The following is a 20,824-nucleotide window of genomic DNA, read 5'->3' on the forward strand; positions in this document are numbered from 1 at the left end:
CGGATTCGCTGCGTGCGTCAGGGGACGAGCGTGGCCGGGGCCAGATCATGGCCGACACCCTCGTCGAACGCGTTACCGGGCAGGCAACAGCTGACCGGGTTCCGGTTGAGGTGCAGCTGGTCATTACCGATCGGACCCTGCTCACCGGAATCCTGCACCCGGAATCCCGGATTGGTGCGGACGGGTCACCCGGAACACCGGGAGCGCCCGGCACACCCGGAGCGCCCGTATTGCCGGGCGTGACGGGAGCCACTGGGACACCGGGAGCACCTGGAATGCCGGGAGTGACGGGAGCGACGGGGACACCGGGAGCACCTGGAGCGCCGGGCGTGACGGGAGCGACGGGGACACGGGGAGCACTTGGGATACCTGGAGCAACCGGAGCAACGGGAGCACCTGGCGTGACGGGAGCGACGGGGACACCGGGAGCACCTGGAATACCCGGAGCAGCGGGAGCTAGGGGCTCGTCCGTAGTGGCATCAGCGCACAGGGATGCGCCCGCGTACTTCCCGGGGTACGGCATCGTCCCTGGATCATGGGCCAGGGACCTCATCCGCTCCGCTCTGGGCGCCCGTAGGCGCCAAACATCGTCCGACAGGGAAAGCACAGGTAAAGAACCTGCGGCACACCCCGGACCGCAGCCGAGTGCAGGACCGATGCCCGCGCCCGCGCCCGGGCCCGGGTCCATGCCCGTGCCCGCGCCCGGGTCGGCGCTCGGACCGATACCGGGGCCCGGACTGATACCCGGGACGATCCTGGGCCACGCGGCCTCTGTCACACTGCGCCGTCTTTACCAGGACCCGCTGTCCGGGGAATTGACCGCGATGGAATCCAAGGCCCGCGCGTTCCCCGCCGGGCTGGCACGGCTGATCCGCACACGGGACCAAACCTGCCGCACACCGTGGTGCGACGCGCCGATCCGGCACACCGACCACATCCAGCCACACGCGGAAGGCGGGCCCACCAGCTACACCAACGGACAGGGACTCTGCGAAGCCTGCAACCACGCCAAGGAGGCCCCCGGCTGGAATGCCACGGCCGCACCACTGAACAATGCAGCAACTCCAGCACACCGACACACGGTCCGAATCACCACACCCACGGGACACACCTACACATCCACGGCGCCGTCCCTGCCGGGAACGGCAGCTTCATCCCCCTAGGGCAGTACCTGTTACGCTTTTTCGCATGATTGTTTCGGTACCCGGCTGCGTGAGCGCAGCGGAAGGGCTGGTGGGCCAAGGGCCCTGCTGTGCGCCACGCTCCTAGCACGCACACCACCAATTGCAGGTAGGGCCCTTTAGCCGACGCTGTCCGCCTCAGACCACATGGATGGCGGCGCCGCACGCCGCTAGCATCCTCGGACTGCCCTAATCGGCTTGGACCGGCTTGCACAGCCGCCTGCACCAGCGCTCTTCGAGCAACCCGAAACGAAAGCCAAAACATGAAAGCCCTGACTCAAGCTGCCATCCGCAAGTCCTTCATCAACGCCAGCCGGTCCCAGACCGCTGCCGTGAATTTCCCCGCCGATTTCGACGAAGTCGACTGGGAGAACATCGACCAGTACGGCTGGCGGGACCACAAAATGCCGCAGCGCGCGTACCTCGTCACCGAATTCGACGGAAAACCGACAACCATCCTCCTCCGCGCACCGGAACTGGTATCAGCGGGCAGGAAAGCCATGTGCGCGCTGTGTGAGGACCTGGAAGACAACGACGACGTCTACCTGTTCGTCGCCCCCAAGGCAGGCGCTTCCGGAAAGAACGGCAACTCGGTGGGAACTCTCATCCACAGTGCGTTCAGCTGCTCACGAAACGTCCGGTCGGAGGTGCTTCCCACTCCCATCCACCCGGACCCGGAGCTGGTGAAGGCTGAACGGATCCGCAAGCTGATCGAACGCACGGAGCAGTTCATCCAAAAGGTCCGCAGCTAGGTTCAGCCGGCCGGGCTACTCCTTGTGCACGGCTATGGGTCCGGTCTGCGCTTCGGTGAGGCGGATCAGGTCGAACGGGGAAAGCTCTATCTCAAAACCCCGCCTGCCGCCGGAAACGTAGATCAGATCCAGGCCTTCCGCGCTGGAGTCGATGACGGCGGGGGAGCGGTGCCGCTGTCCTAGCGGCGAGATGCCGCCCACCACGTAGCCCGTCCGCCGCTCGGCCTCGGCACGGTCAGCGAGGGATACTTTCCGCACTCCCAGCAGTGAGGCGACCTTCTTCAGGTCGAGCATGGCTTCAACGGGAACCATCGCCACCGCCAGCCGGTTTCCCAAGGACACCATGAGCGTCTTGAAAACCGCCTCGGCCGGGACACCGAGCTTTTCCGCGGCTTCCAGCCCGTAGGAGGGCGTCGAGGCGTCGTGGTGGTAGCCCATGGTCCGGTAGGCGACGCCGGCAGCATCCAGTGCTTGGGTGGCCGGCGTCGCGCCGTGACCGCTCTTCCTGCTGCTGCCGGCCACGGCGGCCTACCTCGCCAGTCCTGCGGACGCGTCAGCGGAACCGGAAGCAACCTGCTCGGCGACCTTCCGCTTGATCCTGCCCAGCATGGCGGACATGCCGCGCATTCGCAGCGGAGTGATGGCGCGGGTCAGTCCCAGCCGGTCCGGCACGTCGGCCGGAACGGCAAGGATCTCGGCGGCGGAAAGCCCGTTCAGGCCTTCGTGCAGCACGCCGGCGAATCCACGCGTGGTCGGTGCTTCCGGGGGAGCGGAGAAGAACAGCTCCACCGGATGCTCCGGCGAATCGCCCGCTTCGACGGTAAGGAACAGCGGAGACTGGCATTCAACAACCTGCTCCAGCATCTCCGGGTGGTCTGCCAGACGGGAAGGCAACGCGGGGAGCGACCGGGAAAACTCAAGCAGCAGCTCAAGCCGGTCCGGCTCCGTCATGGCCTGGAAATCGTCGATGATCTCCTGCAGCTGCGCCGGAACGGCCGGCTCAGCGGAGGAGGGAATAGCGGTGCTCATAAAACCAAGTACTTTCGGTTGTCGTTGGCGGTTCTCTAGCGCGAAGCCGGAGCAGCGCCGGGTTCGGTGCCCCGGACGATCGGCACGCGGACCGCGTTGCCCCATTCGGTCCAGGACCCGTCGTAATTGCGGACTGATTCGAAGCCGAGCAGGTGCTTCAGCACAAACCAAGTATGGCTGGAACGTTCCCCGATCCGGCAGTAGGCAACGACGTCGTCGCCCGCCTTGAGGCCAGCTTCGCCGCCGTACAGGGCATCCAGTTCAGTGCGGCTGCGGAAGGTGCCGTCTTCGGCGGCAGCCTTGCCCCAGGGTACGGACACCGCGGTGGGAATGTGGCCGCCCTTCATGGCACCTTCGTCCATGTAGTCAGGCATGTGGGTGCGTTCGCCGGTGTATTCGGCGGGGGAGCGGACGTCGATCAGCGGACCGTTGCCAAGGTGTGAGAGCACGTCGGTCAGATAGGCGCGCACGGGCTCGTCGCGGCGTTCGACGACGGGATAATCCGTCGCTGTGACCTGCGGCTTGTCTGTGGTCGTCTCGCGTCCCTCGGCGATCCACTTGTCGCGGCCGCCGTCGAGCAGCCGGACATCTTCGTGTCCGAAGAGCGTGAAGACCCAGAGGGCGTAGGCGGCCCACCAGTTGCTCTTGTCGCCGTAGATCACGACGGTGGAGTCGCGCGTCACGCCCTTTTCGCCCATGAGCTCCGCGAAAGCCGCACCGTCAACGAAGTCCCGGGTATCGGCATCGTTCAGGTCCGTGTGCCAGTCGATCTTGCGGGCTCCGGGGATGTGCCCGGTGTCGTAAAGCAGGATGTCTTCGTTGGACTCCAGCACCACAAGATCAGGGGAGTCCAGGTTCTCGGCCAGCCAGCCGGTGGACACGAGCCTCTCGGGGTGGGCGTAGTCGGCGAACTTCGGATTCGGATCTGCGGGCAGCGGCATGGGTGGTCCCCTTTGGGTACGACGTCGGGTTTACTACCAAGCCTAACGATGTGCGCGTCCTAAAACTTCCTTGGGGACCACTCATCCGCCGCAGTGGCGTATCGTTGCTACGGCAGCAAATGCCGGTACCCCTAGCAGAATCGGATGGATGGTTTGGGCGCAGCAGGACAAGTGGAGCAGCTGACAAAGCGGACTCCCCAGGTTTCCACGGATGAACTCCTGCAGGGATTCTTCCCTTCGCCCAGGTTCGGTGAAGTCTCCTTCGACAGCTACATTCCCGATCCGTCCCAGCCCTCGCAGGCGGAGGCCGTCGCAGCGATGCGCGCCTTCGCTGCCAGCGTGGACACGCCGGCTCCCAGCGGCTTCCGCAAGCTTTTTGGTGCCAAGAAGCCCGAAACGAAGGCCGGTTTCTACCTCGACGGCGGCTTTGGCGTGGGCAAGACCCACCTTCTCGCCTCGCTCTTCCACGCTGTAGAGGGCCCCAAGGCTTTCGGTACCTTCGTGGAGTACACCAACCTTGTCGGCGCGCTCTCTTTCCGCAAGACGGTTGAGGCGCTGTCGGCCTACAAACTCGTCTGCATCGACGAATTCGAACTCGACGATCCCGGAGACACGGTGCTGATGTCCCGGCTCATGCGGGAACTGTCCGACGCCGGAGTCAAGCTCGCGGCCACGTCCAACACCCTGCCCGGTTCCCTGGGCGAGGGCCGCTTTGCAGCGGTGGACTTCCAGCGGGAAATCCAGGTGCTGGCTGACCAGTTCGACGTCGTACGGATCGACGGCGAGGATTACCGCCACCGCGGACTGCCGGAGTCACCGCCGCCACTGGATGAAGCCGGCCTTGCGGAGCGGATTTCGGCCGAGTTCGACGGCAAGACGGTGGCCGAGGATGACTTCGCGGATCTGGTGGCTCACCTGGCGAACGTACATCCCAGCCGTTACCGCCAGCTCATCGACGGAATCGACGCGGTTGCCTGGCACAACGTACACACCATTTCCGAGCAGTCCGTTGCCCTGCGCTTTGTGGTCCTGGCAGACCGGCTCTATGACAAGGACGTTCCGATCCTTGCCAGCGGCGTGCCGTTCGACCAGCTGTTCACCAAGGAGATGATGGCCGGCGGATACATGAAGAAGTACTTCCGTGCCGTCTCCCGCCTGACAGCCCTGGCCCGTGAAGGCCAGACTGGCGAGGCGTCCTAGGGGATTCCCGAACCAGGTTCCGGATAACGAACCACGTTCCGTAAAACGACGAAGGCCCTGGTCCCGCAGAATGCGGAACCAGGGCCTTTTGCCGTGCTCTGGACTTATACGGCCGGAGGGGTCTGCCCGGGCGGGTTTCCAGTGTCGGGACCCTGCTTGCGGTCGAGGTTGTCTACCGCTTCTGAGGCCTTGCCCTGGATACCGTCGATTTTGTCAGAGTACTTGCCGCCGGTTTTCTGGTCGACGAAGTCCCCTGCCTTATCGATGCCGCCCTTGACCTTGTCAGCGTTCTCGCCAACAAAACCGGCGGCCTTATCCTTCAGCAGTCCGGCCTTGCCCTTGAGCTCGTCAAATGCAGACACGGATCACCTCCCTTCCAACCGGGGAGGCACTTACGCCTCCCATTCGATTCAATGCTAAGGCTCCTGATGGATTCCACCAATGGATTCAGCTGAGGGAATATCCGGATCTGGGCTGGGGGCGGTAAAAGACTGCCGCCCGGGCAGCGGGGCTGGATGGGAGTCGGGAACCAAAAAAGAACCAGGCCCGGGAGGACCTGGTTCTTTATGTGTGGAGCGGACGACGGGATTCGAACCCGCGACATCCACCTTGGCAAGGTGGTGCTCTAGCCAGCTGAGCTACGTCCGCAAATAAAAGCCCGGCAGGTAATGCCGCTCTTCCGTGCGCGATACTGGGATCGAACCAGTGACCTCTTCCGTGTCAGGGAAGCGCGCTACCGCTGCGCCAATCGCGCCTGATACTGCCAAGCTCCGGAGATCCGGTGTGCCATTACAGTACAGGAGAGCGGACGACGGGATTCGAACCCGCGACATCCACCTTGGCAAGGTGGTGCTCTAGCCAGCTGAGCTACGTCCGCAAATGAATGTCCAACATTTAGTGAAAACACAAGGTGTTGAACCTCGTGCGCGATACTGGGATCGAACCAGTGACCTCTTCCGTGTCAGGGAAGCGCGCTACCGCTGCGCCAATCGCGCCCAAAAATGGGTGTTGCATGTAACCGTGGAGGTGGGGACGGGATTCGAACCCGCGTATACGGCTTTGCAGGCCGCTGCCTCGCCTCTCGGCCACCCCACCGTGACCAGCTTTTTGAGGGCCGGAAATACAGTGACTTGCGAGCGGACGACGGGATTCGAACCCGCGACATCCACCTTGGCAAGGTGGTGCTCTAGCCAGCTGAGCTACGTCCGCATGTTGGCGTTTCTGCGGCGTTCGGCCGCTTTCCAACGAAGAAAAACTCTATAGGACGTTTCGGCGTTCGTCCAATCGGACCCGCCGCGGCGCGTTGCCCGTATCCGGTTTTGACGAGGGCCGATTGTGGGCTAGCATCTTTAGACGTTGCAGCAGTTCAAAGGCAACTCCCGCAAGGGCGATTGGCGCAGTGGTAGCGCGCTTCGTTCACACCGAAGAGGTCACTGGTTCGAACCCAGTATCGCCCACCAGCACATCGAAACAGGCACCGGATCAGCTCCGGTGCCTGTTTTGTTTAAACGTCAGAGGCGGGTGGCAGACTGTTTACATGACTGCACCAGCACTGGCCCATGCAACAGAGTTTGGGCGCATGTATTCGCGCTCCCTCACCGAAGCCCCGGCGGTTCCGTCCATTACTACTGTCATCGCCCAGGGCAGCACCTCGCTGGACGGCTGGCACAGCTACATGGCGGCCAGCGCCGTCGTCAAGCATCCGGGCCTGCCGGGGGCCATCGGCAACTCCTCACAGCTGCGCACCATCGTCCAGGAAGCATCCCGCGCCTCTGAACGCTACCGCGACGCGGCGGCGGAACGTGGAACCCGCGTGCATTACTACTGTGAGCAGGTTGCCCTGCGGGCGCTGGAGCAACCGAACCACGTCGCTGAGGCACGTTCGGCGCTGGCGGAACACGGAGAACACCAGTTCGCGGACCGATTCGATGAATGGTGGCAGCTTTACCAGGTTGAGCCCGTGGCAGCGGAGATCACCGTCTGGAACCAGGAGCTGGGCTACGCGGGAACTCTGGACCTGGTGGCCAAAATCGGCGGGCGTCTGTGCCTGATTGATTACAAGACCAAGAACACCGACCGTGACGGCCAGGTGAAGCCACTGGACAACAAAGTCGTGATGCAGCTGGTGGCCGGCATGAAGGCGGAGGAATCCCTTGTGGATGCTGCTGCCGGGACGTGGGAGCCCTGGGCTTACGGGCAGAACCCGGTCCTGCTGGGAGTCGCGGTGGGACAGACCGAAGTGCGGCCCATGCGTGCGAATCCTGAGGTCCTGCCGCAGCACTGGTACAAATTCTGCGCCCTGCGCCGGCTCTGGCAGACCAGTTTCGACGCCGCTGCGGCCGGTCAAGCGCTGCTGCCCATTGCCCCGCCGCCGGTCCAGGCGGCCGGTTCGCACGCCGTACCTGCCGGGCAGCCCGCGTCCAACTAGACTGGTAGCCGGGCTTTGGGCCCACGCACCACCACGCAGCACTTCGCGAGAGTAAGGAACACATTCCAGATGGCAATCCTGACGATTCGGATCATCGGCGACCCCGTCCTGAGGACCCGTGCGGAGGAAGTGACGGAATTCGGTCCGGAACTCGCCAAGCTGGTCGCGGACATGGAGGAAACCATGGACGACGTCGACGGCGCCGGCCTCGCGGCCCCGCAGGTGGGCGTCAGCCTGCGCGTGTTCACCTACCGGATCGACGGCGTTTCCGGGCACGTGGTGAATCCTGTCCTTGAGCTCAGCGATGACTTCCAGGAGGACCAGGTGGAAGGCTGCCTGTCCATCCCGGGCCTCGGCTATCCCGTGCCCCGGCGCCGCTGGACCCGCGTCACCGGCCAGGACAAGGACGGCAATCCCGTCACAGTGGAAGGCGAGGGGATGCTCGCCCGCGCGTTCCAGCACGAAACCGACCACCTGGACGGTGTGCTGTTCATCGACCGGCTCAAGGGCGAAGACCGCAAGGCGGCCCTGCGCGCCATCCGCATGGCCGAATATGACTCTATTGCCGAGCGCACCGTCACCCAGCGCGCCCAAAGTGTTGGCTCCAGCTTCGGCACCTTCGGCCACAGCACGGGAGCGTAGCGGAGACGATGCGCGTACTTTTCGCCGGAACCCCGGCCGTCGCAGTTCCCTCCCTGAACGCCCTGCTGGAGGCAGGATTCGACGTCGTTGGCGTCCTGACCCGGCCGGATGCACCCCTGGGACGCAAGCGCGTCCTCACCCCGTCGCCGATTGCGGCGCGGGCGGAAGAACTCGGTCTGCCGGTTATCAAGGCGGACAGGATTGACGACGACGCCGTTGCCGCCATTACAGCGCTGGCTCCCGATGCCGCCGCGATCGTGGCCTACGGTGCCCTGATCCCTGAACGTGCACTGTCCATCCCCAAGCACGGCTGGATCAACCTGCACTTCTCCCTGCTTCCGGCCTGGCGCGGCGCCGCACCGGTACAGCACTCCGTTATCGCCGGAGACGAGATCACCGGTGCCAGTACGTTCCTGCTGGAAAAGGGCCTGGATACCGGACCGGTCTTCGGACAGCTCACAGAGAGCGTGGATCCTGCCCTGACCAGCGGAGAACTGCTGGAACGGCTTTCGCACAGCGGCGCCGTCCTGCTGGCCCAGACCCTCGCCGCCATCCAGGCGGGGAAGGCAGTGCCGGTTCCGCAGACCGGCGAGGTGACACTGGCTCCGAAACTCACCATCGAAGACGGGCACCTGGACTGGCAGCAGCCTGCCCTGGCCCTGCGCCGGAGAATCAACGGAGTCACCCCGGAACCCGGCGCCTGGACCACGTGGGACGGAGCGCGGTTCAAGATCGGTGCAGCCGTGCCGCGTCCGGACGTCACGGACTTGGCACCCGGCCAGGTCCGCCTCGGATCCGGCAGCGCCGCTGAGGCGCTGGTGGGCACCGGCAGCAGTGCACTTGAGCTGCAGCGGGTCCAGCCCGCAGGAAAGAAGATGATGTCCGGGGCCGACTGGGCCCGCGGACTGGGCCAGCGTGAGGACGTGGTTTTTAAGTGAGCAGCAGCGACCGCAACGCCAAGGGGCACCAGCGCAGCCGCCCGTCCGTCCGAAGCCGCACCTCCGCGGCACCGTCGCAGCGTACCCGCGCCGCCGACCCGGCGCGCCTGGTGGCCTTCGAGGTTCTCCGTGCCGTCTCCGGCGAGGATGCCTACGCCAACCTGGTGCTGCCCAAGAGCATCCGCAAGCACCGGCTGGACAAGCGCGATGCCGGTTTCGCCACCGAACTTGCCTACGGCGCGCTGCGGGGCCAGGGCATCTATGACGCCATCCTGGCCCGCTGCGTGGACCGCCCGCTGGAGAAACTCGATCCGGCTGTCCTGGACGCGCTGCGCATCGGCGCGCACCAGCTCCTTGCCATGAGGGTTCCGGCCCACGCAGCACTGGACCAGACCGTGGGCCTGGCCCGTGCCGTGATCGGCGCCGGCCCGTCCGCCCTGATCAATGCGGTGCTGCGTAAAGTTGCCGCCCGCGACCTCGCGGAATGGACCGCACTGCTGACCGAAGATGAGCCGGATGCCGTCAAGCGGTCGGCCATCGAGTACAGCCACCCCGAGTGGATTGTCCGGGCCCTGCGGCAGTCACTCGTCGCACACGGACGCAGCGTCGAGGAAATCACCGACCTGCTCCAGGCGGACAACGATGCACCGGTCGTGAACCTCGTCGCGCTGCCCGGACTCGGCAGCCTGGATGAGGCCCGCGAAGCCGGGGCGGTGGACGGAGAGCTGGTTCAGGACTCCGCGCTGTTCGCAGCAGGTGACGTGGGACGGCTTGAATCCGTGCGTGCAGGCACCACCCGCGTGCAGGACGCCGGGTCGCAGCTGGTGGCCAGGGCACTGGCGGAGCTTGACCTGGATGGCGTCGAACCGGACGAGGACGGCGTGGAGAAGTGGCTGGACATGTGTGCCGGCCCCGGCGGCAAGGCGGCCCTGCTTGCAGCTCTGGCCCACCAAAAGGGTGCGGTGATCCTGGCCAACGAGCCGGCTCCGCACCGTGCCCAGCTGGTCCGCCAGGCCCTGGACGCAGTTCCCGGGGAAACCTGGAACGTGCGCACCGGTGACGGCCGCACCGTGGCCGAGGACTACCCGGAAACCTTCGACCGCATCCTCGTGGACGCCCCCTGCACGGGCCTGGGTGCCCTGCGGCGCCGCCCGGAGTCGCGCTGGCGCCGCCAGCCCGGCGACGTCGGCGACCTTGGCTCGCTGCAGCGCGAACTGCTGACCACGGCAGTGGACGCCGTCAAGCCCGGGGGAGTAGTAGCCTACGTGACCTGCTCACCGCACCCGGCGGAGACGAAGGCCGTAGTGGCCGACGTACTGCGAAAGCGTAATGACCTGGAACTGCTCGACGCCGGTGCCGCCCTGGACGCGGTCAGCCTGACCGGTTCCCTCGAAGCAGGCCATGAGTCCACAGCACAGCTGTGGCCGCACATCCACCAGACCGACGCGATGTTCCTGGCCCTGATCCGCCGGAAGATCTGACCTTGGAGAGCACCGTGAGCAACTGCTGCATCAACCCGAGCATCCTGTCCGCCGACTTCGTGAACCTGGAAGCCGAGCTGGAACGCATCAGCGGCGCCGATGCCGTACACGTGGATGTGATGGACAACCACTTCGTCCCGAACCTGACCATCGGGCTGCCCGTGGTTCAGCGCATCCAGGCGGTCACCAAGCTGCCGCTGGACGCGCACCTGATGATCGCCGACGCCGACCGCTGGGCACCGGCCTACGCGGAGGCTGGCCTGGCTTCAGTGACGTTCCATGTTGAGGCAGCTGCCGCGCCGATCAGGCTGGCCCGGGAACTGCGCGACCGCGGCGCGAAAGCAGGAATGGCGTTGAAGCCGGCTACACCGGTGGAGCCTTACCTGGACATGCTTCCCGAGCTGGACATGCTGCTGATCATGACCGTTGAACCTGGCTTCGGCGGACAAAAGTTCCTGGACGTAACCCTGCCCAAAATCCGCCGTGCTGCGGAGGCCGTCCGGGGCTCCGGACTGCCGATCGCCATCCAGGTGGACGGCGGAATCGCCCCGGACACCATTGAGCGCGCGGCTGAAGCCGGTGCCAACGTGTTCGTTGCCGGATCGGCGGTCTACGGCGCCGAGGATCCGAATGAGGCAATTGCCAAGCTGCGGGCCCAGGCCAGCGCGGTGAGCCGCCCCGCCTAGGGGATCCCTGCTAGGGCATCCCCGGGGGCCGCACCCGCTGCACCATGACCCGGCCGGTTTTCTCCCAGCCGGGGTCCATGGCCTGTGGCCACTGGGCCGTCATCATAAACAACAGGCCCCCGTCATCACCGCCGGCGGCGCAGGAAAAGCAGCCGTCATCAAGCTCCACGGTCTGCAGTACGGTGCCGCCTTCCTGGACCCGGACGCAGCGTTCTCCCGGGACTTCGGCGAACCAGATGCCCCCGCTCCCGTCCCAGCTGATGCCATCCGGTGCGCTGCCCTTGACCGCAGCCCACGGCTGGGACGGGGCCAGGGTTCCGTCCGGCAGGATCTCGAAGGACGTCAGCCTCCCGGCGTTGGACTCAGCCACCACCAGGGACCGGCCGTCGGCGGAGATCAGCATGCCGTTGGGAAACGCCAGGTTCCCGGCCACCTGCCGGGCTGTTCCGTCCGGCCGGATCAGGGCGATCAGTCCGTTCTCCTGCGGTTCGCCTGCATAGTCCTGGCCGATGCCGTTCACATATATGTTGCCCGCTGGATGCACGGCAATCTCGTTCCAGGGATGCGGTGAGAGTGCGCGCAGGCTGGCCATGGGGACCAGCCCGGCATGCGGAACCTCAACCAGCACCGCGCCGTCGGAGCCGGAGACCACCGCCATCCGGCCGTCCGGCAGCCAGTCAAAAGTAATCGGGAACGACGGCACTCCCGCCACACGGCGGACATTTCCGGCGGCATCGAGGGCGGAAATGGTGCCGGCCGTCCAGTCAGCGAAATAGAACTCACCGCCATGCCAGCGAGCAGATTCTCCCATTCCCAGTCCGGAAACCAGTGTTGTTGCCTGCACCATCGCCGGGCACCTCCTGCACCTGTGGGCGGTCTGTCAAACGCCTTTAGTATGCGTCGGTGGCTCTTTAAGGAACAGGGCATTGGAACAGGGGGCGGCGCTGGACCGATAGGATAAGTGGCTTGCTTCCATCCCGAGAGGACCCCAAGAATGAGCCTGATCAGGCTGCAGGACGTCAATGTTGGTTTCGAGAAGAACCAGATTCTCCGGGAAGTCTTTTTTCGGCTGGAGCCCAAGGACCGGGTGGGGCTGATCGGCAAGAACGGATCAGGCAAATCCACCCTGCTCAAGCTCATCCTCCAGCAGCTCGAACCGGACTCCGGCACGGTCAGCGTGGATGACGGCCTGACGATCGGCTACTTCTCCCAGTTCTCCGAACTCGCCGGTGACTCCACGGTCACCGAAGTCCTCAACGGTCTCTTCACGGAGATCAAGGCCCTGGAGGCAGAGCTCGCCTCGATCGACGAAGCCCTCGGTGCCGACCCCGATGAGAAGACCATGGACAAGCTCATCCGCCGCCAGGCCGAACTGTTCGAAGCGATGGACCACCAGGACGGATGGGACTATCCGCGCCGGATCGACGCCGCGCTGACCACCCTTGGCTTCAGTGAAGCCCACCGCACCTGCCCGATCGACGCGCTTTCCGGCGGCTGGCGGAACCGCGCGGCGCTGGCCAAGATCCTGCTGCAGGCCCCCGATGTGCTGCTGCTGGATGAACCGACCAACTACCTCGACGTCGACGGCGTCCAGTGGCTGGAAGGCTGGTTCCGCGACTTCCGCGGAGCCGCCGTCGTGGTTTCGCATGACCGGGCGTTCCTGGACGCGGTGGTGACCCGGATCGTCGAGGTGGAGAATTACCACCTGCACGAATACCCCGGCAACTTCGCCGAATACGTCATCCAGAAGCAGTTCCGGCTCAAGACCCTGGCCTCCCAGTTTGTGCATGAATCGGAGCTGCTGGCTTTCGAGGCCGAAGGCATCGCCGACCGGCGGGAGGCAGCCAAGGCCGGCGGCCGGACCTTGGGCGCAAAGCTCGCCAAGATCAAGAAGTCCCGTGCCCCGCGGCCGGTGGACCAGATCATCACCGAGATCTATGCGGGCCTGCACGTGAAGGACAATCTGTGCCGCGTGCAGGACGTCTCAAAGTCCTACGGGGACAGGACCCTGTTCAGCGGCGTGTCCTTCGAGATCCAGCGTGGTGACAGGCTGGTTGTCCTAGGCGCCAACGGCAGCGGCAAGACGACGCTGCTGCGTGTGCTCACCGGTGAGGAAACCCCCGACGCCGGCAAGGTCACCTGGGCGAACGGCGCCGGCATGGTCTCCTACAACCAGGCCCTGTCTGAACTGGACGACGCCGATACCGTTACGCACGCCGTGAACGCGATGCCTGACAGCCTGGCGCTGAAGGCGACGAAGAAGTCGGTGAACAGGTTCCTGGCCATGTTCCAGTTCTCCGAAGCGGACCTCAAGCAGAAGATCGGGAACCTGTCCGGCGGTCAGAAGGCACGTGTGGCAATGGCACAGTGCCTGCTCTCCGGCGCCTCGGTGCTGCTGCTGGATGAACCGACGAACCACCTGGACCTATCCAGCACCCAGGTCATGGAACAGGCACTGCTGCATTTCCCCGGAGCCGTGGTGGTGGTCAGCCACGACCGGTTCTTCACGGACAAGGTAGCCAACCGCCAGCTGGTCTTCGGCGCCGACGGTGGAGCACCGGGGGAGATTGACCTGCGCGTCGCGTAAACGTGACCCCCGGCGTGCGGGACATGACGCCTCATGTCCCGCCCGTCACACGCTGCATAAAAACTTGAATCTGCATCCATAACCTGTGCGAGAATGTGGATTACACAAACGTGCTCCGGGGTCGGTGTAATTCCGAACCGGCGGTTATAGTCCGCGACCCGCACGTCCGGCTGGGATCCCTCAGCAGGATGGACGGTTGAACCGGTGAAATTCCGGTACCGACAGTTAAAGTCTGGATGGGAGAAGCACGTACAGTTTGTTGAACCGACGCCTCGGTGTACCCATTTGGGTACCCCGTGCTGTTGATGCATCGCACTGTCGTACCCCCGGAGCCGCCGCTACGGGATAAGGAACGACATTGGATTTTTTGCGGTGGCTCTTTGACGCGCAGATCCCCGTGGGGAGTTCTTCCCTGCTGGTGCGCGAACTTCTTGGCAATATCTTTGGGCTGCTCAGCGCCCTCGGCGGCATGCGCCGGAAGATCTGGGCCTGGCCGGTAGGCATTGCCGGCAACCTGCTCCTTCTGACTGTTTTCCTTGGCTCGATCTTTGGTGACGCGAGCACGGCGAACCTGCTCGGCCAGGCCGGGCGGCAGGTGATGTTCATCGCCGTCGCCATCTACGGCTGGCGCCGCTGGCAGGCCAGCAAAAGTTCAGGTGCGGACGCCGTCACCCCGCAGTGGGCTTCCGGCCGGGCGCGGCTGGGACTGGTGGCCGGACTCATTCTGGGCACGGTGGCGCTGACACCCGTGTTCGGCATGCTCGGCTCCTACGAACCGGTCTGGGCCGACGCGTGGACGTTCGTCGGATCGCTGCTGGCCACCTACGGCATGGCCAAGGGCTGGGTGGAGTTCTGGCTCATCTGGGTGGCCGTGGACATCGTGGGTGTCCCGCTGCTCTTTAGCGCCGGATACTACGCGACTGCGTTTATGTACCTGTTCTACGGCATCTTCACCCTGATCGGCTTCTTCGTCTGGTGGCGTGCCAAAGCCAATGAGAAGCCGCAGGTACAGGTTTCAATGCCGGATCCCACGGTGCGGTAGCCATGGCTTTCGCTGAAGCGGAAACGGCGGCCATGAAGCAGGCGCTTGAGCTGGCCCGCAGGGGCGTGCGGGGGGCGAATCCTCTGGTGGGCGCCGTGATCCTGGCCCCATCCGGGGAGGTCCTGGCGACCGGGTTTCACCGCGGGGCCGGTACTCCGCATGCAGAGGCCGACGCGCTGGCATCCGCTGCGGCGGCCGGCGCGGACGTGCGCGGGGCAACCATGGTTGTCACCCTGGAACCATGCAACCACACCGGGCGGACAGGGCCTTGTTCGCAAGCGATTCTCCGCGCCGGCATCGCCCGGGTGGTGTACGCCGCAGCGGATACCAACGACGACGCGGCCGGGGGAGCCGACGCTCTCGCCGCTGGCGGGTTGGAGGTTGCGGGGGGACTGCTGGCGGACGCGTCCCGGGAGCTGAACCACCGCTGGGCAGACTCCGTTGCGTCGGGCCGCCCCTTCGTCACGGTCAAAACCGCACAGACCCTCGACGGGCTCACTGCCGCAGCGGATCGCACCAGCCAGTGGATCACCTCTCCCGAAGCCCGCGCTGACGCCCAGGACCTGCGGCTGCGGGCCGACGCGATCCTGGCCGGAACCGGAACCGTCCAGGCCGACGACCCCCGGCTGACAGCCCGGCACCCCGACGGCAGCGACGCCGTGAAGCAGCCCCTCCGGGTGGTCATGGGCCACACGCCGGTTCCCGGTGAAGCACGCGTCCGGGGGACCGACGGGCGGTTCCTGCAAATCCAAACCCATGACCCCGCCGTCGTGCTGGCCGAACTCCATGACCGAGGTGTGCGGCACCTGATGGTGGAGGGCGGGGGCACCGTCGCCGGTGCCTTCCTGCGCGCCGGGCTGGCGGATGAGCTGGTGGCCTACACCGCCCCGGCCCTGCTGGGAGCGGGCACTCCTGCCTTCGGCGGGCTGGGAATCCAGACCATGGCACAAGTGTCGCGGTGGCGATGGGACCCGGCCGGCGGGGGCGCCGCCGTGCCCGTTGGGCCGGACCTTCGCCTGCACCTGGAGCCGCTGCCCGACTTCGTAAACGATCCAAAGGACTAGAACGTGTTTACCGGAATTGTTGCTGAACAGGGCAGCGTCGTGTCCCTGGAATCCGACGCCTCGGGCGCCGGAAAAGTGCTCGTCATCGACGCGCCTTCCACCGCGGCAGGCCTTGAGCTGGGCGGCTCCATTGCCGTCAACGGCGTATGCCTCACCGCCACCGCAATCCAGGGGAACAGGGTTTCGCTGGACGTTATGGGCGAGACACTGGACCGGACCACCACCGGTTCGCTGGAAGCGGGCCGGAAAGTGAACCTGGAACGCTGCGTTCCGGCCGGCGGGCGGCTGGACGGGCACGTGGTACAAGGCCATGTGGACGGTGTGGGGACCCTCCTGGAGAGGGAGGGCCTGGGCAGCTGGGACCGTCTGCGGTTCGGGGTCCCTGCCACGCTGGCACGGTACATCGCGGAGAAGGGCTCAATCGCCGTCGACGGCGTCTCCCTCACTGTCACGGCGGTGAGCATGCCGCAGGACCCAGCTCCCTGGTTCGAAGTCGGGCTGATTCCCACCACACTGGCCGAGACCGGGCTGGGCGCTCTGGCGCCCGGTTCACCGGTGAACCTGGAAGTGGATGTGCTGGCGAAATACGCGGAGCGTCTGCTCGCGTTTGCAACTCCGGCATCCGGCCCCGAGGAGGAAGCATGAGTATCCGGATGGACTCGATTCACGCAGCAACCCGGGCGATCGCTGCGGGAGGCGCCGTCGTCGTCGTGGATGACGAGGACCGCGAAAATGAAGGTGACATTATCTTCGCCGCCCAGCATGCCACCGCTGAACTGATGGGCTTCACCGTGCGGCACACCTCCGGGGTGGTCTGTGTTCCGCTGCCCGGCGAGTGGGCGGACCGGCTGGACCTGCCGCCCATGACCGCGGTGAACCAGGACGCTAAGGGCACCGCCTACACGGTGTCATGCGATGCAGCTGCCGGCACCAGCACCGGTATTAGCGCCGCTGACCGCGCACTGACGTCGCAGGTGCTGGCGGATCCGGCGTCCCTGGCCGGCGACCTGAACCGGCCGGGACACATCTTTCCGCTGCGTGCCCACGACGGCGGGGTGCGTGCCCGCCGCGGACACACCGAGGCCGCCGTCGAGCTGGCGCGGCTGGCCGGCTGCACGCCGGTTGGCGTGATCGCCGAGCTGGTGCACGACGACGGTTCCATGATGCGCCTGCCAGCCCTGCGGAAGTTCGCTGATGAGCATGGCCTGCCGCTGGTGTCGATTGAGGACCTGGTCGCGCACCTGACCCCGGCCGCACCGGCAGTCGCCGGAGGCCGGCGATGAAGGACGCAGCGAATGTGGTGCCCGGGCCGGTCGTTCAGCTGCCGACGGCGTTCGGTGACTTCACCGCGCGGGTTTGGACGGATACGCGGACCGGAGCCGAGCACCTGAGTGTTTCCGCGCCCGGGACCGAACCAGACGGCGGCACCCCACTGGTAAGGCTGCATTCCGAGTGCCTGACCGGTGACGTCTTTGCTTCCTACCGGTGCGACTGCGGCGAGCAGCTGGAACAGGCGCTCGGCCTCATCAGCCTGCACGGCGGGACCGTGCTGTACCTGCGCGGACACGAGGGCAGGGGGATCGGCCTGGCGAACAAACTCCGCGCGTACGCGCTGCAGGAAGCCGGCGCGGACACCGTTGAGGCCAACGAGCAGCTTGGCCTGCCGGTGGATGCACGGGACTATCAGGCCGCGGCGGAGATCCTCCTGCAGATGGGAACCCCGCGGATCCGGCTGCTGACCAACAACCCGGCGAAACGGGAGCGGCTCGAGGCATACGGCGTCGAGGTGGAGGCGATGGTTCCCTCCGAGGTGCCGGTCCGGGCCGAAAACGAGCGGTACCTGCAAACCAAGCGGGACCGGATGAACCACCACTTGAACCTGCTGCGGGCCAATCCCGTGAAGCAGAGCTAACTACTTCTACGAAAAGGACACACAACATGAGCGGACACGGCGCACCGGAGAACGACGTCAGCAGCATTAAGGCCCAGGGCCTGGACATCAAGGTGGCCATTGTTGCCGCCAGCTGGCACACCGAGGTGATGGACGGGCTCATCGAGGGGTCCCTCCGCGCCGCATCCGACGCCGGGCTCGGGCCCACGGTGATCCGGGTTCCGGGCACGTTTGAGCTGTCCGTGGCTGCCGCGAGGCTGGCACCGCACTTCGACGCCGTTGTAGCCCTCGGCGTCGTGATCCGCGGCGGCACCCCGCACTTCGACTACGTGTGCTCCTCGGCGACCCAGGGGCTGACCGAGGTCAGCGTTTCGACTGGGACGCCCATAGGGTTCGGCGTGCTGACCTGCGATACGGAGGAGCAGGCGCTGGACCGCGCCGGTCTCGAAGGGGCATCGGAGGACAAAGGCTATGAGGCGTTTGCTGCCGCGGTGAACACTGTGGCGGCGCTGCGCGGGGCCGGCGTCTAGGGTCCCGGCCCATCGCGGGCCTGGAAATCAAGCCGTACCTGACGGATAGCAGGGAAAAGTCTGGAATCCTTGACTTTCTATGTCAAGGATTCTTAACATTGTGGCATGGTTCCTCGAAAGGCTGACTTTGCGAGTCCGGTGCGGGAACGCCGGAAGCGGAAGCGCATGACCCAGGCTGAGCTGTCCGAGTTGGTGGGGGTCAGCCGGCAGACGATTATCGCCGTCGAGCAGGGCGATTACGCCCCGTCTGTTTATCTGGCCCTGAAGATTGCGCGTGCCTTGGACGGAACCGTTGAGGAACTCTTCATCGACGAGCCGGGAGACAGGAAATGACACGCAAGCCAAGCAGGCTCGACCGTGCCGCTGAGAGAATCATGGACTTGGACAGCCCCGCCTACGGTGACGAGAGGGAGCGGTCCGTTTTCATGGAGTCCAATGCCTTCGGGTTGACGGTGGGACTTTATGCCGGACTCCTGGGGGCCGTTATCTCCTCAGTTTTTGGGTTGTTCCTCCTGCCGACGGCGCTGTTGGTGCTGACGGGGATACTTCCGTCTCTCGCCGCGCTTTGGTACGCGCGGCGGCGCGGTGTCAATCCGGAGAAGCTCGCAGAAAGCGCCGGTGCCAGGTCCACCATGCTGGGCATCGTCGTCTTCGGCACCGGTACGGTGCTTACCTTCGCGGCAATGGCCTACCCCGTGTTTGCCGGTCAGCCCCTGCTCAGCCCGCTGCAGTTTAACGTCACCCCTGGTGAAGGGTTCCTTGGCGGGATGGCGCAGGGTGCCGTGGTCGGAGGCATGATCGGCGGAGCCGCAGCCATCATCGGTGGGGTATCCGGCTACCGGCGGGCTAACCGGGGGCGGGCGGGGCTCGAAGCGGACTCCGGCGTTTAGCCGGGCACTCAGTTCGAGGGTTTGGGCGTACGGATTCCCAGGAACGCAATCAGTGCCGCGGCGAACATCAGCAGCGCCGTCGCCAGTGCCGTCCGCTGGAAGCCTGCGTAGTCCAGGGACCCGGCGGAGATGGTGCCGATGAGGGCAACTGTAATAAGGCCGGCCACCCGGCTGACCGCATTGTTCACGGCGGAACCAATTCCGGCGTCGGTCTCGTTCAGCGCACCCAGCACGGCGGCGGTCAGCGGAGCCACCATAACCGCGAGCCCCAGGCTGAAGAGCAGCAGGCCCGGGAGCAGCTGGGTCAGCAGGTTCAGCGGTGGGCTGACCGTGAGCATCAGCAGGAAACCAAGACCCATGATTGCCGGGCCGCAGGTCATGAAGGTCCGCGGACCGTACTTCCCGGCCAGGTTCCCGAAATAAGTGGACAGCAGGAGCATGGCCACCGGAAGCGGCAGGGAAATGAGACCTGCCTGGATGGCAGTGAAGCCTGCCGCTTCCTGGACGAAAACGGTCAGGGCAAACGTGCCGAGGGAGAGCGCACCGTAAGCGGCTGCGGTCACCAGGTTTCCGTAGCGGAAGTTGCGGACACGGAAGAGGTATAGAGGCATCATCGGCGCTTTGGCACGCCCTTCCCTCACCACGAACAGCACCAGCGCAGCCAGGCCTCCGGTGAGGGAGAGATACACCGCCGGGTCCGACCACCCCAGCCGCTCCTGTTCAATCAGTGCATAGACGGGGCCGCCCAGTCCGGCGACCGCGAGCAGCGCTCCGGGAATGTCCAGAGCGGTCCGGCGGCGCGGACTGTCCTGCAGGCCGAGCATCAGCAGCAGGGTCAGCGCCACTGGCAGCACATTGACGGCGAAGATCAGACGCCAGCTGAACCAGTCAACCAGCACGCCGCCCAGCAGAGGCCCGATGATCGCCGCGGTGCCGGTCCAGGCTGTCCACGTTCCGATGGCGCGGGCGCGCGCCGGCCCGGCATACGCCGTCGTAATCAGTGCCAGACTGCTGGGTACCAGCAAGGCGGCTGCCATGCCCTGAATCGCCCTTGCGATGACGAGGACTTCCGGATCCCAGGCCAGGGCACAGCCGATCGATGCGGCACCGAACCCAATCAGACCCCAGGTGAGCACCCGGAGCCGGCCGTAGGAGTCCGAGAGCGAACCGGCAAGCAGGATCAGGGCACCCAGAGTGAGCAGATAGGCGTTGACCGTCCACTGCTGGGTGGCAAGCCCTCCGCCGAGTTCCTCGCCGATAGCCGGCAGGGCGACGGTGACGATGCTGCCGTCCAGGAATGCCACGAACGACGCCAGGATGGCAACGACGAGCAGGCGGCTGCGCTTGTCAGCAGAGCCCGGTGCGGTTTCCGCCATGTGGTGCGCCCTTTCCGGATGGCATCTGCTCCCATCATCACACCGGACTGCGCCGGACAGCACTGCCTCGGGGACGGCCTTTCCAGGAAGTTCTGCCGGAAAGCGGTGGCGCACTCCCCGTTCATGCCACAGAATGGCTCCTCATCCGCGCAGTTACCGCAGACCT

The 20,824-nt window shown here is 65.5% G+C and carries 23 protein-coding genes, 7 tRNA genes and 1 riboswitch; of the genes, 18 read left to right on the forward strand and 12 right to left on the reverse strand.

Translation table 11 applies throughout. The annotated features are described in order from the left end of the window. Positions 1–656 precede the first annotated feature (656 nt). Both ABFX29_RS00005 and ABFX29_RS00010 read left to right on the forward strand, forming a co-directional pair. Positions 657–1,163: an HNH endonuclease gene (locus tag ABFX29_RS00005; protein ID WP_152228419.1), complete on the forward strand. Its 507-nt coding sequence runs from the start codon at positions 657–659 to the stop codon at positions 1,161–1,163. Between the two features lie 281 nt (positions 1,164–1,444). Further along, entirely contained in the window at positions 1,445–1,933 is a 489-nt protein-coding gene (locus ABFX29_RS00010) for an FBP domain-containing protein (RefSeq protein WP_152228342.1), read from the forward strand. A 15-nt stretch (positions 1,934–1,948) separates the two neighbouring features. Here the strand turns inward: ABFX29_RS00010 and ybaK are convergent, their stop codons facing one another. Genes ybaK through ABFX29_RS00025 form a run of 3 tightly spaced genes read right to left on the reverse strand, consistent with a single transcriptional unit; the run spans position 1,949 to position 3,903 of the window. Further along, complete coding sequence (gene ybaK / locus ABFX29_RS00015; protein ID WP_152228340.1) at positions 1,949–2,455, reverse strand: Cys-tRNA(Pro) deacylase; 507 nt, start codon at positions 2,453–2,455, stop codon at positions 1,949–1,951. Positions 2,456–2,461: 6 nt separating this feature from the next. Continuing rightward, a complete protein-coding gene (locus ABFX29_RS00020; protein WP_152228338.1) occupies positions 2,462–2,962 on the reverse strand; it encodes a SufE family protein in 501 nt (166 codons plus the stop codon). Positions 2,963–2,997: 35 nt separating this feature from the next. After that, positions 2,998–3,903, reverse strand: a complete 906-nt coding sequence (locus ABFX29_RS00025; protein ID WP_152228336.1) for a sulfurtransferase — start codon at positions 3,901–3,903, stop codon at positions 2,998–3,000. 144 nt (positions 3,904–4,047) lie between these two features. On the opposite strand from ABFX29_RS00025, the gene zapE reads away from it, so the two are divergent. Further along, positions 4,048–5,103, forward strand: coding sequence for a cell division protein ZapE (zapE, locus tag ABFX29_RS00030; RefSeq protein ID WP_152228334.1), 1,056 nt, complete (start codon positions 4,048–4,050; stop codon positions 5,101–5,103). A 104-nt stretch (positions 5,104–5,207) separates the two neighbouring features. Here the strand turns inward: zapE and ABFX29_RS00035 are convergent, their stop codons facing one another. The 7 genes from ABFX29_RS00035 to ABFX29_RS00065 all read right to left on the reverse strand — a co-directional run bounded on the left by ABFX29_RS00035 (position 5,208) and on the right by ABFX29_RS00065 (position 6,312). Continuing rightward, positions 5,208–5,465 (reverse strand): antitoxin, encoded by a 258-nt coding sequence (locus tag ABFX29_RS00035; protein ID WP_152228332.1) that lies wholly within the window; start codon positions 5,463–5,465, stop codon positions 5,208–5,210. Positions 5,466–5,674: 209 nt separating this feature from the next. After that, positions 5,675–5,751: transfer RNA gene (locus tag ABFX29_RS00040), tRNA-Gly, on the reverse strand. Between the two features lie 34 nt (positions 5,752–5,785). Then, positions 5,786–5,857 (reverse strand) — tRNA-Val (locus ABFX29_RS00045). A gap of 49 nt (positions 5,858–5,906) precedes the next feature. Beyond that, positions 5,907–5,980: transfer RNA gene (locus tag ABFX29_RS00050), tRNA-Gly, on the reverse strand. 46 nt (positions 5,981–6,026) lie between these two features. Beyond that, positions 6,027–6,098 (reverse strand) — tRNA-Val (locus ABFX29_RS00055). A gap of 26 nt (positions 6,099–6,124) precedes the next feature. Beyond that, a tRNA-Cys gene (locus ABFX29_RS00060) sits at positions 6,125–6,198 on the reverse strand. Positions 6,199–6,238: 40 nt separating this feature from the next. Next, positions 6,239–6,312, reverse strand: a tRNA-Gly gene (locus tag ABFX29_RS00065). Between the two features lie 176 nt (positions 6,313–6,488). Here ABFX29_RS00065 and ABFX29_RS00070 point away from each other — a divergent pair. The 6 genes from ABFX29_RS00070 to rpe all read left to right on the forward strand — a co-directional run bounded on the left by ABFX29_RS00070 (position 6,489) and on the right by rpe (position 11,278). Continuing rightward, a tRNA-Val gene (locus ABFX29_RS00070) sits at positions 6,489–6,563 on the forward strand. Between the two features lie 77 nt (positions 6,564–6,640). Continuing rightward, a complete protein-coding gene (locus tag ABFX29_RS00075; RefSeq protein ID WP_152228331.1) occupies positions 6,641–7,531 on the forward strand; it encodes a PD-(D/E)XK nuclease family protein in 891 nt (296 codons plus the stop codon). A 69-nt stretch (positions 7,532–7,600) separates the two neighbouring features. After that, a complete protein-coding gene (gene def / locus ABFX29_RS00080) occupies positions 7,601–8,173 on the forward strand; it encodes a peptide deformylase (RefSeq protein ID WP_152228329.1) in 573 nt (190 codons plus the stop codon). A gap of 8 nt (positions 8,174–8,181) precedes the next feature. After that, complete coding sequence (gene fmt, locus ABFX29_RS00085; RefSeq protein WP_152228327.1) at positions 8,182–9,111, forward strand: methionyl-tRNA formyltransferase; 930 nt, start codon at positions 8,182–8,184, stop codon at positions 9,109–9,111. Continuing rightward, the gene (locus ABFX29_RS00090) at positions 9,108–10,592 is read left to right on the forward strand and encodes an RsmB/NOP family class I SAM-dependent RNA methyltransferase (RefSeq protein WP_152228325.1); all 1,485 of its coding nucleotides are present in this window, start codon (positions 9,108–9,110) and stop codon (positions 10,590–10,592) included. Before fmt ends, ABFX29_RS00090 begins: the two co-directional genes overlap by 4 nt. A gap of 14 nt (positions 10,593–10,606) precedes the next feature. Next, on the forward strand, positions 10,607–11,278 hold the full coding sequence (gene rpe / locus ABFX29_RS00095; RefSeq protein WP_152228323.1) for a ribulose-phosphate 3-epimerase: 672 nt from the start codon (positions 10,607–10,609) through the stop codon (positions 11,276–11,278). A gap of 10 nt (positions 11,279–11,288) precedes the next feature. Here rpe and ABFX29_RS00100 read toward each other — a convergent pair whose 3' ends face one another. Then, the gene (locus ABFX29_RS00100) at positions 11,289–12,089 is read right to left on the reverse strand and encodes an SMP-30/gluconolactonase/LRE family protein (RefSeq protein WP_346038472.1); all 801 of its coding nucleotides are present in this window, start codon (positions 12,087–12,089) and stop codon (positions 11,289–11,291) included. 183 nt (positions 12,090–12,272) lie between these two features. On the opposite strand from ABFX29_RS00100, the gene ABFX29_RS00105 reads away from it, so the two are divergent. From ABFX29_RS00105 to ABFX29_RS00145, 9 genes are all read left to right on the forward strand, one after another. After that, positions 12,273–13,865, forward strand: a complete 1,593-nt coding sequence (locus tag ABFX29_RS00105; RefSeq protein WP_152228320.1) for an ABC-F family ATP-binding cassette domain-containing protein — start codon at positions 12,273–12,275, stop codon at positions 13,863–13,865. Between the two features lie 106 nt (positions 13,866–13,971). Next, a riboswitch (FMN riboswitch) is annotated at positions 13,972–14,118 on the forward strand. A 105-nt stretch (positions 14,119–14,223) separates the two neighbouring features. Next, a complete protein-coding gene (gene pnuC / locus ABFX29_RS00110) occupies positions 14,224–14,907 on the forward strand; it encodes a nicotinamide riboside transporter PnuC (protein ID WP_152228318.1) in 684 nt (227 codons plus the stop codon). Between the two features lie 2 nt (positions 14,908–14,909). Continuing rightward, positions 14,910–15,971 (forward strand): bifunctional diaminohydroxyphosphoribosylaminopyrimidine deaminase/5-amino-6-(5-phosphoribosylamino)uracil reductase RibD, encoded by a 1,062-nt coding sequence (ribD, locus tag ABFX29_RS00115; protein WP_152228316.1) that lies wholly within the window; start codon positions 14,910–14,912, stop codon positions 15,969–15,971. A 3-nt stretch (positions 15,972–15,974) separates the two neighbouring features. Next, complete coding sequence (locus ABFX29_RS00120; RefSeq protein WP_152228314.1) at positions 15,975–16,616, forward strand: riboflavin synthase; 642 nt, start codon at positions 15,975–15,977, stop codon at positions 16,614–16,616. Continuing rightward, positions 16,613–17,254: a 3,4-dihydroxy-2-butanone-4-phosphate synthase gene (gene ribB / locus ABFX29_RS00125; RefSeq protein ID WP_152228312.1), complete on the forward strand. Its 642-nt coding sequence runs from the start codon at positions 16,613–16,615 to the stop codon at positions 17,252–17,254. Before ABFX29_RS00120 ends, ribB begins: the two co-directional genes overlap by 4 nt. Further along, positions 17,251–17,883 carry a GTP cyclohydrolase II gene (ribA, locus tag ABFX29_RS00130; protein WP_152228310.1) on the forward strand — a complete coding sequence of 211 codons (633 nt, stop codon included), beginning with the start codon at positions 17,251–17,253 and terminating at the stop codon, positions 17,881–17,883. The genes ribB and ribA overlap by 4 nt, the downstream gene beginning before the upstream one ends. Before the next feature lie 26 nt (positions 17,884–17,909). After that, on the forward strand, positions 17,910–18,392 hold the full coding sequence (ribH, locus tag ABFX29_RS00135) for a 6,7-dimethyl-8-ribityllumazine synthase (protein ID WP_152228308.1): 483 nt from the start codon (positions 17,910–17,912) through the stop codon (positions 18,390–18,392). A 105-nt stretch (positions 18,393–18,497) separates the two neighbouring features. Then, a complete protein-coding gene (locus ABFX29_RS00140) occupies positions 18,498–18,725 on the forward strand; it encodes a helix-turn-helix transcriptional regulator (protein WP_152228306.1) in 228 nt (75 codons plus the stop codon). Then, on the forward strand, positions 18,722–19,282 hold the full coding sequence (locus ABFX29_RS00145; protein WP_152228304.1) for a hypothetical protein: 561 nt from the start codon (positions 18,722–18,724) through the stop codon (positions 19,280–19,282). The genes ABFX29_RS00140 and ABFX29_RS00145 overlap by 4 nt, the downstream gene beginning before the upstream one ends. Before the next feature lie 8 nt (positions 19,283–19,290). Here the strand turns inward: ABFX29_RS00145 and ABFX29_RS00150 are convergent, their stop codons facing one another. Continuing rightward, positions 19,291–20,658, reverse strand: a complete 1,368-nt coding sequence (locus tag ABFX29_RS00150; protein ID WP_152228302.1) for an MFS transporter — start codon at positions 20,656–20,658, stop codon at positions 19,291–19,293. Positions 20,659–20,824 lie beyond the last annotated feature (166 nt).

It is taken from the genome of Arthrobacter gandavensis (assembly GCF_039528575.1).
Lineage (GTDB): Bacteria > Actinomycetota > Actinomycetes > Actinomycetales > Micrococcaceae > Arthrobacter_B > Arthrobacter_B citreus_B.

Coding starts and splice junctions, on each gene's coding strand:
- ABFX29_RS00005 (WP_152228419.1), top strand. CDS start 657: ATGCCCGCGCCCGCGCCCGGGCCCGGGTCCATGCCCGTGCCCGCGCCC.
- ABFX29_RS00010 (WP_152228342.1), top strand. CDS start 1,445: ATGAAAGCCCTGACTCAAGCTGCCATCCGCAAGTCCTTCATCAACGCC.
- ABFX29_RS00020 (WP_152228338.1), bottom strand. CDS start 2,962: ATGAGCACCGCTATTCCCTCCTCCGCTGAGCCGGCCGTTCCGGCGCAG.
- ABFX29_RS00025 (WP_152228336.1), bottom strand. CDS start 3,903: ATGCCGCTGCCCGCAGATCCGAATCCGAAGTTCGCCGACTACGCCCAC.
- zapE (WP_152228334.1), top strand. CDS start 4,048: ATGGATGGTTTGGGCGCAGCAGGACAAGTGGAGCAGCTGACAAAGCGG.
- ABFX29_RS00075 (WP_152228331.1), top strand. CDS start 6,641: ATGACTGCACCAGCACTGGCCCATGCAACAGAGTTTGGGCGCATGTAT.
- def (WP_152228329.1), top strand. CDS start 7,601: ATGGCAATCCTGACGATTCGGATCATCGGCGACCCCGTCCTGAGGACC.
- fmt (WP_152228327.1), top strand. CDS start 8,182: ATGCGCGTACTTTTCGCCGGAACCCCGGCCGTCGCAGTTCCCTCCCTG.
- ABFX29_RS00100 (WP_346038472.1), bottom strand. CDS start 12,089: ATGGGAGAATCTGCTCGCTGGCATGGCGGTGAGTTCTATTTCGCTGAC.
- ABFX29_RS00105 (WP_152228320.1), top strand. CDS start 12,273: ATGAGCCTGATCAGGCTGCAGGACGTCAATGTTGGTTTCGAGAAGAAC.
- ribD (WP_152228316.1), top strand. CDS start 14,910: ATGGCTTTCGCTGAAGCGGAAACGGCGGCCATGAAGCAGGCGCTTGAG.
- ribB (WP_152228312.1), top strand. CDS start 16,613: ATGAGTATCCGGATGGACTCGATTCACGCAGCAACCCGGGCGATCGCT.
- ribA (WP_152228310.1), top strand. CDS start 17,251: ATGAAGGACGCAGCGAATGTGGTGCCCGGGCCGGTCGTTCAGCTGCCG.
- ribH (WP_152228308.1), top strand. CDS start 17,910: ATGAGCGGACACGGCGCACCGGAGAACGACGTCAGCAGCATTAAGGCC.
- ABFX29_RS00140 (WP_152228306.1), top strand. CDS start 18,498: ATGGTTCCTCGAAAGGCTGACTTTGCGAGTCCGGTGCGGGAACGCCGG.
- ABFX29_RS00145 (WP_152228304.1), top strand. CDS start 18,722: ATGACACGCAAGCCAAGCAGGCTCGACCGTGCCGCTGAGAGAATCATG.
- ABFX29_RS00150 (WP_152228302.1), bottom strand. CDS start 20,658: ATGGCGGAAACCGCACCGGGCTCTGCTGACAAGCGCAGCCGCCTGCTC.